The following is a 13,050-nucleotide window of genomic DNA, read 5'->3' on the forward strand; positions in this document are numbered from 1 at the left end:
TCGGGCCGGCGTCGCTGTTTCCAGGCCTATTCGGCGTTGTCCGGACCGGCGTCGCCGCCTGCGGTATCCGCCTCACCCTCGACGCTCTCTTCCTCGTCCGACTGCGGCTCCGAAATCCGCTCGACCGAGACCACCTTCTCGCCTTCGGCGGTATTGAAGATGGTCACGCCTTTGGTGGCGCGGCTGGCGAAACGGATGCCCTCGACCGGCACGCGGATGACCGTGCCGCCATCCGAGACCAGCATGATCTGATCGTCATTGCCGACCGGGAAAGTCGCAACCAGCCGGCCGATCTCGGCCACTTTCGAGACGTCGGTGGCCCGGATGCCCTTGCCGCCGCGCCCGGTGAGGCGGAAATCATAGGACGACGAGCGCTTGCCGTAGCCATATTCGGTCACCGTCAGCACGTACTGCTCATGCGCCTTGAGGAATTCGTAGCGCTCGTCGGAAAGTTCCGTCTCTTCGCCGATCTCCTCATTGGTCAGCGCGATCTCTTCCTCTTCACCGGCGGCAATGCCGGCGGCGAGCCGCCGTTCGGCCGCCGCTCGCTTGAGATAGGCAGCGCGTTCAGCCGGCGGAGCATCGACATTCTCGATCACCGCCATGGAAATCACCCTGTCGGTCTCGGCCATGGCAATGCCGCGCACGCCGACCGAGTTTCGGCTCTGGAAGACGCGCACGTCGCCGACCGAAAAGCGGATGCACTGGCCGGAGCTTGCGGTCAAAAGCACGTCGTCATTGTCGGTGCAGGTCTCGACGCCGAGGATCTCGTCGCCTTCCTCCTCCAGCTTCATGGCGATCTTGCCGTTGCGGTTGACCTGGACGAAGTCGGAGAGCTTGTTGCGGCGCACGGTGCCGCGCGTGGTGGCGAACATCACGTCGAGCTCGCCCCAGCTGGTCTCGTCCTCGGGCAGCGGCATGATGGTGGTGATGCGCTCGCCCTGCTCCAGCGGCAGCATGTTGATCAGCGCCTTGCCGCGCGACTGCGGGTTGCCGATCGGCAGGCGCCACACCTTTTCCTTGTAGACGATGCCGCGTGAAGAGAAGAACAGCACCGGCGTGTGCGTGTTGGCGACGAACAGCCGGGTGACGAAATCCTCTTCCTTGGTCGACATGCCGGAGCGGCCCTTGCCGCCGCGGCGCTGCGCCCGGTAGAGCGACAGCGGCACGCGCTTGATGTAGCCGGAATGGCTGACCGTGACGACCATGTCCTCGCGCTGGATCAGGTCCTCGTCTTCCATATCCGCCCCGCCCTCGGAGAGCTCGGTGCGGCGCGGCGTGCCGAACTCGTCGCGCACGGCGGCAAGCTCGTCCTTGACGATCTGCTGGACACGGGCTCGGGACGACAGGATGTCGAGATAGTCGATGATTTCGGCGCCGATTGTGTTCAATTCGTCGGCGATCTCGTCGCGGCCGAGCGCGGTCAGGCGCTGCAGACGCAGCTCAAGGATGGCGCGCGCCTGCTCCTCGGACAGATTGTAGGTGCCGTCCTCGTTGATGCGGTGGCGCGGATCGTCAATCAGCAGGATCAGCGATTCGACGTCGCCGGACGGCCAGCGCCGCTCCATCAACTGCTCGCGCGCGGTCTGCGGGTCCGGCGCGCTGCGGATCAGCTTGATCACCTCGTCGATATTGGCGACGGCAATGGCGAGACCGACCAGCACATGGGCGCGATCGCGCGCCTTGCGCAGCAGGAATTTGGTGCGCCGGGTGATCACCTCCTCGCGGAAAGCCACAAACGCCTTCAGCATGTCGGTCAGCGTCATCACCTCCGGTTTGCCGCCATTCAGCGCTACCATGTTGGCGCCGAACGAGGTCTGCAGCGGCGTGAAGCGGTAAAGCTGGTTGAGGATGACGTCGGCGACGGCGTCGCGCTTCAGTTCGATGACGACGCGGTAACCCTGCCGGTCGCTCTCGTCGCGGATGTCGGAAATGCCCTCGATGCGCTTGTCGCGCACCAGTTCGGCCATCTTCTCGATCATCGACGATTTGTTCACCTGGTAGGGAACCTCGGTGATGATGATCGACTCGCGGTCGTTGCCGCGCTGTTCGATGTTGACCTTGCCGCGCATGACGATGGAGCCGCGGCCGGTCGAATAGGCGCTGTAGATGCCGGAGCGGCCGAGCACGATGCCGCCGGTCGGGAAATCCGGCCCGGGGATGATTTCCATCAGCGCCGGCAGGTCGATCGCCGGGTTGTCGATGATGGCAATGGCGCCGTTACAGACTTCGCCGAGATTGTGCGGCGGGATGTTGGTGGCCATGCCGACGGCGATGCCGCCGGAGCCGTTGACCAAAAGGTTGGGAAAGCGTGCCGGCAGCACCTTCGGCTCGCTGCCCGACGCATCGTAAGTGTCCTGGAAATCGACGGTTTCCTTGTCGATATCCTCGAGCAATTCGTGCGCGACCTTGGTCAGGCGCGATTCGGTGTAACGCATCGCTGCCGGCGGATCACCGTCGATCGAGCCGAAATTGCCCTGTCCGTCGATCAGCGGCACGCGCAGCGACCAGTCCTGCGCCATGCGCACCAGGGCGTCATAGATCGAGGCGTCGCCATGCGGATGGTATTTACCCATCACGTCGGCGACCGGGCGGGCCGATTTCACATATTTGCGGTTCCAGTGGTAGCCGCTCTCATGCGAGGCATAGAGGATGCGGCGATGCACCGGCTTCAGGCCGTCGCGCACGTCCGGCAGCGCACGGCTGACGATCACGCTCATGGCGTAATCGAGATAGGAGCGCTGCATCTCCTCGATGATGGATATCGGCTCGATGCCGGTCGGGCCGCCGTCGGCGCCGCGCGGTGTCTTCTGGTCGGTCAAATCAGGTCACAATCCAGTCAGGAATCACTGGCTGCTTATATAGGAAGCGCGGCCGAAACTCCAATGTCGGCGACGGCTTTTCCAGAGACAATTTCGGCGGCGATTTCAAAAGGATACCGTCGATTGCGACGATATGGCCAAAGCGCTTTTCGCCGCCGCCGGGGCAAAGCGGTCAACGCTAGACGATCCGCCGACGGGCGCGATAGGCGCCAGGCGCCTGCCCCATTTCACGCCGGAAGCGGCGGTTGAAGGTCGACAGGTCGTTGAAGCCGGTCTCGAAGGCGATGGCAGAGATCGCCTCGTCCGACGTGCGCAGCCGCACCGCGGCCCGGTGCAGCCGGGTTTTCAGCAGAAACTGGTAAGGCGTCATTCCGGCGACGTGCTTGAACGTGCGCAGGAAATGGTAGGGACTGGTCGCCGTGCCGTCGGCGAGTTCAGCGAGCGACAGCGGCTTGTCGCCATCGATCTCGATCCGCCGAACTGCTTCTGCGACGCGTTTCTGGTCGCGGCGGCTCGGCGCACGGCCAACATTCGCGGTACCGGCGGCAACGGCCACCGCCGTGCCGGCAATGCGCAGACCGAGTTCCTCGAATGCATCGCTGTCGGCCGTCTCGCGCGCAGCCTCCGCTTCCGCCAGCAGAGGCGCCAATGCCGGCAAGGGCGGCAGGCGCGGCGCACCGAAGCCCAGTCGCCTAGCGCCAGGCACCTCGGCGACGATGGCTTCCATATAGGCCGGGGCAAAATGGAAGGAGAGGCAGCGGTCGCCGGCGCCATGCTCGTGGCCGCATTCATAGCAGGCGCCAGGATTGCCGAGCAGGATTGCGCCTGGCGCCAGCATCGCCATGCCCTGCCGCGTGCGGTAGCGGAAGGTGCCTTGAGTCACCGCGGCGACGCAGAAGGTCCGGTGCTCTTCCTCGAACGGGCTGTCGCCGGCGCCGGCCGTGCACACCACGTCGGACACGTGCCAGCCCTGTCCCGATGCAAGGTTTAGCTCATTCGTTGTCATGGCTTGAAAGATAGCAATTTTTCCCAAGCGCAGAACCCTGCCATGCCCCTATTGGTCGCGGTCTCCTGACAAGCGAGGCAGCAACCATGATCGATCCCCTTACCGAAGCCCTGCATAGCGACGGGCCTAACCCCGGCCTGGCTGAAAAGCTGAAGCTCTACGGCCGCTTCGTCGGCGCCTGGACTTTCGATGCCACACGCCATCTCGAAGACGGCACGGTGCTTACCGGGCGCGGCGAGGTGCATTTCGGCTGGGTCCTGGAAGGCAAGGCGATCCAGGACGTTTGGATCCTGCCCGCGCGCGATGCCGGTCCCTCACCGTCCCTCGGCACATGGACGTTCTGCGGCACGACATTGCGCGTCTACGATCCTGGCGTCGATGTCTGGCACATTTTCTGGAGCGACCCGCGCAACCAGTATTTCAGCCGCCAGCTTGGCCGAGCCGAAGGCGACTCGATCGTCCAGAAAGGTGTCGACGCCCGCGGTTCCTCCGTGCGCTGGAGCTTTTTCCGGATCACCGAAAACTCGTTCCGCTGGCTGGGCGAGTGTTCGCATGACGGCAGCGAGGACTGGCGCCTCGAGGTCGAGTTCCTGGCGCGCCGCGTGACTCCAGCCTGATCAACCAACCAATTGCAAACATGGAGAAAACTATGCTTGACCATGTCTCGATCGGCGTCCGCGACGCCAATGCCGCGAAACACTTTTACGACGCCGCGCTGAAACCGCTCGGCTACACATGCCTCAGCCAGGCGCCCGGCTCGCTTGGCTATGGCGGTGAAACAGTGGCGCTCTGGGTGAATGAAGCGCCACGGCCGGTGACGGCGGATGCGAAGTCCGGCCTGCATTTCTGCTTCGCCGCCAACGCGTGCAAGCGTCGACGCGTTTCACAAGGCGGCGCTCAGTGAAGGCGGCCGCGACAATGGCGCGCCCGGCCTGCGCGCCGCCTATGGCGAGAACTACTATGCCGCCTTCGTCATCGACCCGGATGGCTACCGCATCGAAGCCTATTGCAGCGCTGCCGGCTAGCCGGCTCAAATCCTCCTCCCGCGCTGTTTCCAGCGCCCCTGCTTTGCTCTACCAATTGAGGGGTTCGGGCGTTGCCCGGCGGGAGGGGTGAAAGATGCCGAGCTTCGACAGCCTGTTCAACGCCTTCGTCACCATCCTGGTGACCATCGACCCGCCGGGGCTGGCGCCGCTCTTTCTCGCCGTGACACGCGGCATGAACCGCGAGGAGCGCCAGCAGGTTTCCGTGCGCGCCTCGACCATCGGCTTCCTGGTGATGGCGCTGTTTGCCGTTGCCGGTGCGTCGATCCTGTCGGTGTTCGGCATCACGCTGCCGGCTTTCCGCGTCGCCGGCGGTTTTCTGCTGTTCTTCATCGCCTTCGAAATGGTGTTCGAGCGGCGGCAGGACCGCAAGGAGAAGATCGGCGACGTCGCCATCACCAAGGACATGATCCACAACATCGCCGCCTTCCCGCTGGCGATCCCGCTGATCGCCGGTCCCGGCGCGATCTCGGCGACCGTGCTTTTGTCAGGCTCGTTCCAGGGCTTTGGCGCACAGGCGGCCCTGGTCGGCATCATCTTCGTCTGTCTCGCCATCACCTATCTGGTGTTCGTGCTGGCCGAGCGCATCGACCGCATCCTTGGCCAGACTGGCCGCTCGATCCTGACCCGGCTGCTCGGCGTCATCCTGGCAGCGCTGGCGGTGCAGTTCGTGGCGGACGGCATCAAGGCGCTGATGGCGGGGTAAAATCAACTCCGGCGCCGTCCGATCCAGTTCAATAGCCGAACCCAAGGACGCGCCCGAAGCTTGGCGGCCGATTGCAACGCCGCTGCTTCGGCAGTTCAGATGAGGCTAGGCCTCGGAAATGCTCCCCTGCAATCCTCCATTTGTATGGGGTCCCACATGCTGGGAGAGAACCACCGCTTCGGTCCGGTTGGTCGCATGCAGTTTGCGCATGATGTGCGAGATATGCGACTTGACCGTATTCTGCGACAGGTTCAGCTCACTGGCGATGACCTTGTTCGACAGGCCGCGCAACAAGGATGCCATGACCTGTCGCTCGCGTTCCGTGAATATAGCGCTGGCCTTGTTGACGATGGCAGGCGTCTCGGGCGCCATTCCAATCATGGTGGCCGCCGGTTGCAGGGCCACAATGTTTTCCGGTGAAACCGGCGTCCAATCGGAACAGTCCATGCTCACCGATCGTGGAAAATAGATCCCGCCTGCCATCACAAGCCGAAATGCCGCGAGCGCGATCTCCACGGAGGCGGACGCTGTGATGTAGCCTCTCACGCCATATCTGGCTAGCTCGGAAATCATCGCATCGGATATAGTCGCCTCGTCGACCTCCGTGAGGAGCACGAGATATCCCTCGCGCAGCGATCGACGAAGGCAGGCGAGGTTCTCCAGCACTCGCTCGTCCGTAATGGTTGAGCTGCCTATGTTGAGAGCAACGAGGCTGATCTGTTTGCCGACGACGGAATCCCATTGGTGCGCGGTCTCGATCTCCAGGATGGCGAACTCCTGGAACTCGCCGCGAAGGATCCTGGCCAGGCAACTTCGCCATAGCGGATGGTGGTCGATCACGACGATGGAAGGTTGGTCGTGCGCGAAGCCGTTCTGCTCGGCCGAAAACGAGAGAGTCAATCGCTTCCCCGTCATTGCCGCCCAAGGGCATCTAATCGCGTTAGCGAGGGCTAATCTACCGTTAGTTCGGGATATGGTTAAGAATGAGCGCATTTGATTCAAATTCGTTTGAATAGCGGGGTCTCTGACCCGAGCTGGTCGCGGCCAGCTCGATGAATGTCGGTTGGGCTAGATCAGGACAAGATCGGCCTGCACGATGGTCTGCTGATCGACGGTCGCCGCCTGGATGGCGTCCAGATCCATGTCGATCTCCCCATTCCGGTCCTTGATGTCCACGACGGCATTTTGAGCGGCGTCGATCGTCTGCCTGACCAGGACATCCACATCCACGACATAGCGCTCTTCCAGCTCGTCCTCGATGTCGATGTCTATGTCCACATCTTGATCCATCTCGATGCTTTGGTTCACCTCGACCGTGCCGCCAGGAGGTCCGTCGGTGATGCGCGCGTCGACAGCCGTGTCTTGTTCAATCTCGATCGTGTCACGCAGGAAAAGATCCACATAGAGCACACCGTCGACGTCGAAAATGTCGACGTCGATCTGGACATCCTGGTCTATGCTCATGTCCTGATCGAGCAGAACGACGAAATGTCCGTCGCCGTCTATGGTGAAGTTGATGTCTGCGTCCTGGTCCATCATCAGGTCTTGGTCGATCAGCAGGCGCGTCACCACGTCACCCGCATAGCCGTTGACGATGATGCTGGCGTCCTGGTCAACCAGCGCGACTTGCGTGACGTCGATGCTGTCGACGTCGTCTAGGGAAAGCACGCCATCGGCGTCGTGCGGCCGACGAGCGTCATCGCTTTCAAACTCGGGCAGCCTTTCCTGCCCCTCCTCGGGGTGGGCAGATTCGCTGGCCGCGTCCCGATGGGCAACCACCGGGGGTTTTGGCGGCGCGAAGCTCTCGGCCACCATAATTGGCATGAAATGAGGCCACTCGGCGTCTCCCCCAACTGCCTGCGCGCCATGGGAGACGGTGGACGACGCCGGCCCCTTTATCGGCATCGATGAGGGTTCCCAATCGGCGTCTTGCGCGACAGGCGGCAAATCGACTGCCGGTTGTGTCGCCGGTACGGCGGCTGGGGGCGGCAACGCGGGAGCGTCGGCAAGGCTCCCGGCGAACGCCATCTCCGGTCCGACGATTTCATCCGGATCGGATACGATGGCGGGCGGGAGATGCCGAATGCCATGGTCGACGCGATGCATCGTCAATCCTCCCGAAAGGCACGATCGAAGGCGTCGAAAACCGGACGCAGCGCGTAGTGGGCTACCGTGAACTGTCCGGTCTTGATCAGCACTTCGACAGGCATTCCAGGCATGATATCGACATCCGGCAATGCGCGCAGGGACGCCTCGGTGATCCGGACACGGGCGGTGTAGTAGGGCCGCCTCGTTTGACTATCGACCAAACGGTCTGCGGAGACATAGGTGAGCACGCCTTCCACGGGCGGCACGCGGCGATGCTTGTAGGACAGCAGCCGGACGCGGGCTGGGAGACCCGGACGAACCAGGTCGATATCTTCCGGTTTGACCTGGACCAGCACGATAAGGCGGTCATCACTCGGAACGAGGTCTACCAACGGCTCGCCGGGGGCGATGACCCCTCCGGTCGTATGGATGCGCAGATCGGTGATGGTGCCAGCCTCGGGCGCGCGAACTATCGTTCGGGCGAGCACGTCGCTTGCCGCCTGAATGCGTTCAACGAACTGCAGGATCTGGGCCTGGGTATCGCGCAGGCTCTGCGCGACTTCGCTCTGATGGTCGCTCTCGAATTTGAAGATCATCGCCTGCGATTCTCCGACCGCCTGCTCCGCACGTGATATCTGGGACGTTGCCTCGCCGATTCGTCCATCGATCTCCGCCTGTTCGCGTTCCAGCTGCCGCAAACGCGACCGCGTCAGAAGCCGCTTGGCGACCAGGGGGGCGACGTCGGCAATCTCTCCCTTGATGATCGCCGCACGCGACGTGGCCGCATTGGCCTGAAAACGCAGCCCGGCGATTTCCTGCTCGGTCTGGGCTATGCGCCGCTGGATCATGTCGATCCGCGATGAATTGAGCCTGCGTCGGGTGTCGAAAATCCGGGTCTGCCCAGCGACTATTCCCGCCGCGGCAGGATACTGCCGGGCCGCCGCCACGATGTCCTGCGGAAATTGGATGCGCTCCCGGTCGTCGCGCTCCGCCACCAGGCGTGCCTCCAAGGCCTGCGCATCCCAGAGCTGCATCTGCAGCATCTGGACGGTGGCGCGGGCCTTCGTGTCGTCAAGGCCGATGAGGGATTGGCCGGCGGTCACCTCATCGCCATCGTTTACCAGAATGCGTCCGACGATCCCGCCCTCCAGATGCTGGATGGTCTTGCGGCTCGACTCGGCTTCGACGGCACCCGCCGCGATTGCAGCACTTTCCAACGGGGCATAGGCCGCCCAGACGCTGAAGCCGATTATGAACACGCCGACGACCGTAAAGGCGCTGGCGAAAAGCAGACGCAGGCGATGGAATGGTGTCGCCGGCGGCGTCGGGATAGAAGCAAGCGCATTCGTGACGGTGCGGTTCCAACCGATCGCGGCGCGCTCCTCCCGAAGCGCTTTGCTCAAGCGCCTCCTTTCTCCGTTCCGGGCGCTGGCTGCTCCCAGGACTGCTCGGAGCCTGGTCATCGCCGCGCCGAATGCCGTCCAGCCTGCGCGTAACCGGCCACCAACCGGCACGATCGAAGGTAAATTCGCGATGATCCCGGCCAAAGCGGTTCTTGCTGATGGCACCCTTGGTTTGATGGACTCCTGCGTCGATTCCAGCCATCGAAAGAAGGCGGCGCCGAAGCCGACCATGAAAATGCCGACGTCCGCCAGGACCATCGCGCCGATCAGGCGCGCACGGCGCATCGTGCCTGACCACTGCGAGAGGAGGGACGCAAGGTAGAGCTCGACTATGTGCTTTGAGTGTTTCACGACACGCCGGATTGCTCCCCTGGAACGGACCTCTTCGCTGCCTTGTGCCGTGCAGGCTCCGGGACGCCCTCACGGCCCAGTTGCCTGACGCTGCTGCGGGTCGTGATGATCTGTTGTTGCCCGGTCGGAACGGCGGCGCGCACGTTCTTGATCTTGCCGGCGACGTCCCGGCGGTTCCCGAAGGCGTTCATCATGCCATTGTCGAGCACCAGAACCTTGTCGGACATGTTCAGCACGCGAAGACGTTGGGCAATGATGATGATCGTCGATCCCCGCCGACGCATCTCCTGGATCGCCTGCCGCAAGGCCTCTTCGCCTTCGAAATCGAGGCTGGCGTTCGGTTCGTCCAGCACGATGACGCGGGGATGTCCGAAGAATGCCCTCGCAAGGCCAAGCCTCTGCCGCTGCCCGCCGGACAGCCTCATGCCGCCCTCGCCGATGTCGGTCTCATAGCCCAGCGGAAGCCGCATGATCGTGTCGTGAAATCCCACCATGGCAGCGGCTGCGATCACCTCATCGGCCGACGCATCCTGCAGGCGGGCTATGTTCTCCCGAACAGTGCCGCCGAAGATTTCGATGTCTTGCGGAAGGTATCCGAAGTGCCGGTGACCGCCGGCGGCCAGCCAGATTCCCATGTCCGCGCTGTCAAGGCGCACATGCCCGGCAGTCGGAGCGATCGTGCCTGAGATAAGACGTCCAAGGGTCGACTTTCCGGCTCCGGACGGACCGATCACTCCCAGGATCTCCCCCGGGTTGACCACAAAGCTCAGCCGGCGCAACGCCGCCGTGTTCGCGCCTGGCGGCAGGAAGGTCACCTGTTCAACGGACAACTGCCCATTGGGGCGTGGCAGTTCCATGGCTTTTCGCGGCTGTGGCGCAGCAGCCATGATCTTCCTGAGACGGCCGTAGCCCAGGCGCACGCTCGAAACCGCCTTCCAGGTGCCGATGGCGGCCTCAACCGGCGCCAGGGACCGCCCGAGCAGGATCGACGTCGCAAAGATCGCCGCAGGGCTGACATCCTGCAGGATCACGAGCCAGGCTGCACAGGCCATGACGATGACCTGGGCGAGTAGCCGCACGAAGCGAGCGAGGGACTGGATGACGTTGGCGCGTGCGGCGGCGGAGAGCTGGGCCTCTTTCGCCTGTGACTGATCGTCATTCAGCAGGCGGGCCACCCCCGGTAGCATGCCCATGGCGCTGATGACCTCGACATTGCGCAGGAGCGCCTCGAACCGGTGCTGGCTCTCCGCCCAGGCGGCACTGGAGCGGGCGAACGGCTTGCGAGTCGCTATCTCGTTGAGCAGCGCTAGCCCGAACAGGACAACCGACGCGACAAGGCCGATCAGGCCGAGAAGTGGATGCACTATGATCATTGCCAGAATGAAGATCGGCGTCCAGGGCAGATCGAACAGAGAGGTGCAGGCGCTGCCGCCGAAGAAGGAGCGCAGGCCACCGATATCACGCCAGGCCTGCGCCGCCGCGGCCGGATCGCTACGCAAGGCCGACTGGACAGCCGCGACAAGAACGGAGGTCTGAAGCCGGTCGTCGAGCCAGACGCCGATCCGGGCGAGGATCGCGCGGCGCAGGGCTTCGAGCGTTGCGTGCACCGCCAGCGCCACGATCACGATCCCAGTCAGCATGACCAGCGTGTCGAGACTGTGGCTCGACAGGACATGATCATAGACATGCAGGAGATAGAGAGGGACCGTCAGAGCGAGCAGGTTGACGAAGAAGCTGAGCACGAAAACCAGGAGCAGCGAGACCTTGCAATGATGGAATGCGCGCTCGACGTCGGTCGTTGCAAAGGCCTTGGAGAAACTCATGGCTGACATGTCTCCGCGAGGGCGTCAAAGTGGCGGCCTAGCGCCGGCAGATGGGACCAGCCCGAGGCCGCGCTCCCCGGCCAGCACCCGCTGCAGGCAGCCTCGGGAAGCGCCCGGATGAGATCCGGGCGCCCCTTGCGAGCAAGACTTATCAGGCGAAATCGAAGTCGAAGTGTACGTCTATGTCGGCGTCCTGTTTGGCGTATTGGTCCTGGTCGACATCGACGTCGACGCGCTGTTTCTGGTCGACATCCACGTCGTTGTCGTTGTCTTGATCGACCTTGATGTCGGTGTCGTTGTCATTGTCGGCGTCGCCGTCGGCGTCCGCGTCGGCCTTGGCGTCCGCATCGCTCTTGTCGTCGGCGTCGGCATCGGCATCAGCCTTGGCGTCGTTGTCGGTGTCTGCGTCCTGGTCGGTCTTGTTGTCGATGTCCGCATAATTTTCGTTGTCGATATCGACGTCGGAGTCCTGGTCGGTATCGACGTCCACGTCCTGATCCTGGTCCTGATCGAGCTTCTGATCGATGTCGGCATCGACGTCGATGTTGAATTGGGTCGGATCAAATTTGCCGTAAGCTTTCTTAGACAAGGGTTCACCCTCCCTGTTCGAGGACAGCCGCCCTGGCGAGCGCTTGCTTGCGGAGCGGACCGACGGCGACGATCCATTTGGATCCTGAAACCCCGCCGATGCAGCAAGCATCCCTGTTTCGCGCTGCGGAAAATAGTTACCAATGAGCATTCGGCCCAAACGGCAATTCCCAATGCAAGTTGGCTCGTCCTTATGGATGATGGACGACCCAAACAGGTGGACCGCTCCGGGTAGCCCAAAGTCGAAGCGTTGCTGCCGTGCGAGCCGAAAGCACGAAGAAAGCCGGGGCGAACCCCGGCTTTCTTCCCCATAGAGCGGTTCAGCTTTTGATGAAGCTGACCTGCTCTTAAGTATTTGTTTTTACGCAATTCCGGACGGAAAACCGCTACGCACTTTTCCTGGAATTGCTCAGGCCATGAAAACCTCAGGCGTCGATGTCGCTCAAGTCGACGATGACCCCGACATCTCCATCGGCGGCAGCCTTCTCATACAAGTCGACATCGATGTCGGTCGCGTCATCCTTCTCCGCGACATCGACGGCGCCAAGCAAGGCGGTCTTGATGAGGGCGGCGATGTCTACACCGACCTCGGCGTCGAGGTCATCGCGGATCTCCACATCGACATCGACGTTTCCGTCAGTTTCGGTTTCCTGGTCGATCTCGGCTTCGAGGCTGTCTTCATCGTCATCGTCCACGTCGACATCCAGATCGCTCTCGATTTCGACATCGTCTTCCACCTCCGCATCGATCTCGACGATGATGATCCCGTCATCTTCGCTGACTTCGACATCGACTTCGATTCTCTGATCGACCTCGGGCCTCTGTTCGGCCGCGACGTCGATTTCCCGACCGCCGGAATCGCCCGTCTCGCTCGCGATCTCCGCGTCCTGGTCCATTTCGCCCTTCTGATCGACCTCTGCATCGAGTTTGACGATGGCGGGGCTCGAACCGATGATCGACACCGCCATATCGACATCGTCGCCAGCCTTCGAGGCCTGGTTCACGCCGATATCGACGTCACGTGGATCCGCGGCCTTACGTTCGGAGATGTCGCGTTCTTCGTCGGATGCGGTGACGTCGGCGGCCCCATTCTCTTCCGAGTGGTCACCAACCGTGGTGTCGTTTTTGGCCTTCTCGTCGGGCTCCATTGTGCGCCTCCATGGTGCATAGTCGGCGTCAGCGGCCCAGCATCCCATCTTCTGAAACGCAGTGATAGACGC

General features: G+C 62.8%; 10 protein-coding genes and 1 pseudogene. 3 read left to right on the plus strand and 8 right to left on the minus strand.

From position 1 onward, the window contains the following. Positions 1-26 precede the first annotated feature (26 nt). A complete protein-coding gene (gene gyrA, locus DH08_RS08265) occupies positions 27-2,822 on the minus strand; it encodes a DNA gyrase subunit A (protein ID WP_192178852.1) in 2,796 nt (931 codons plus the stop codon). 178 nt (positions 2,823-3,000) lie between these two features. Next, the gene (locus tag DH08_RS08270; RefSeq protein ID WP_192178853.1) at positions 3,001-3,828 is read right to left on the minus strand and encodes a helix-turn-helix transcriptional regulator; all 828 of its coding nucleotides are present in this window, start codon (positions 3,826-3,828) and stop codon (positions 3,001-3,003) included. Positions 3,829-3,914: 86 nt separating this feature from the next. Here DH08_RS08270 and DH08_RS08275 point away from each other — a divergent pair, with 86 nt between their 5' ends. The 3 genes and pseudogenes from DH08_RS08275 to DH08_RS08285 all read left to right on the plus strand — a co-directional run bounded on the left by DH08_RS08275 (position 3,915) and on the right by DH08_RS08285 (position 5,577). Next, a complete protein-coding gene (locus tag DH08_RS08275) occupies positions 3,915-4,445 on the plus strand; it encodes a hypothetical protein (protein ID WP_192178854.1) in 531 nt (176 codons plus the stop codon). Positions 4,446-4,477: 32 nt separating this feature from the next. Beyond that, a pseudogene (locus DH08_RS08280) lies at positions 4,478-4,853 on the plus strand (VOC family protein). 94 nt (positions 4,854-4,947) lie between these two features. Beyond that, on the plus strand, positions 4,948-5,577 hold the full coding sequence (locus DH08_RS08285) for a MarC family protein (protein ID WP_120016114.1): 630 nt from the start codon (positions 4,948-4,950) through the stop codon (positions 5,575-5,577). A 105-nt stretch (positions 5,578-5,682) separates the two neighbouring features. Here DH08_RS08285 and DH08_RS36170 read toward each other — a convergent pair whose 3' ends face one another. The 6 genes from DH08_RS36170 to DH08_RS08315 all read right to left on the minus strand — a co-directional run bounded on the left by DH08_RS36170 (position 5,683) and on the right by DH08_RS08315 (position 12,978). Then, complete coding sequence (locus DH08_RS36170; RefSeq protein WP_246800736.1) at positions 5,683-6,477, minus strand: response regulator transcription factor; 795 nt, start codon at positions 6,475-6,477, stop codon at positions 5,683-5,685. Positions 6,478-6,645: 168 nt separating this feature from the next. Continuing rightward, complete coding sequence (locus DH08_RS08295) at positions 6,646-7,683, minus strand: hypothetical protein (RefSeq protein ID WP_192178855.1); 1,038 nt, start codon at positions 7,681-7,683, stop codon at positions 6,646-6,648. Between the two features lie 2 nt (positions 7,684-7,685). After that, entirely contained in the window at positions 7,686-9,353 is a 1,668-nt protein-coding gene (locus tag DH08_RS08300; RefSeq protein ID WP_192178856.1) for an HlyD family type I secretion periplasmic adaptor subunit, read from the minus strand. A gap of 62 nt (positions 9,354-9,415) precedes the next feature. Then, positions 9,416-11,251 carry a type I secretion system permease/ATPase gene (locus tag DH08_RS08305; RefSeq protein ID WP_345892369.1) on the minus strand — a complete coding sequence of 612 codons (1,836 nt, stop codon included), beginning with the start codon at positions 11,249-11,251 and terminating at the stop codon, positions 9,416-9,418. Positions 11,252-11,393: 142 nt separating this feature from the next. Further along, positions 11,394-11,831 (minus strand): hypothetical protein, encoded by a 438-nt coding sequence (locus DH08_RS08310; protein WP_192178858.1) that lies wholly within the window; start codon positions 11,829-11,831, stop codon positions 11,394-11,396. 424 nt (positions 11,832-12,255) lie between these two features. Next, complete coding sequence (locus DH08_RS08315; RefSeq protein WP_192178859.1) at positions 12,256-12,978, minus strand: hypothetical protein; 723 nt, start codon at positions 12,976-12,978, stop codon at positions 12,256-12,258. Between the last annotated feature and the right edge of the window lie 72 nt (positions 12,979-13,050).

This window comes from Mesorhizobium amorphae, from assembly GCF_014843845.1.
GTDB lineage: Bacteria > Pseudomonadota > Alphaproteobacteria > Rhizobiales > Rhizobiaceae > Mesorhizobium > Mesorhizobium amorphae_A.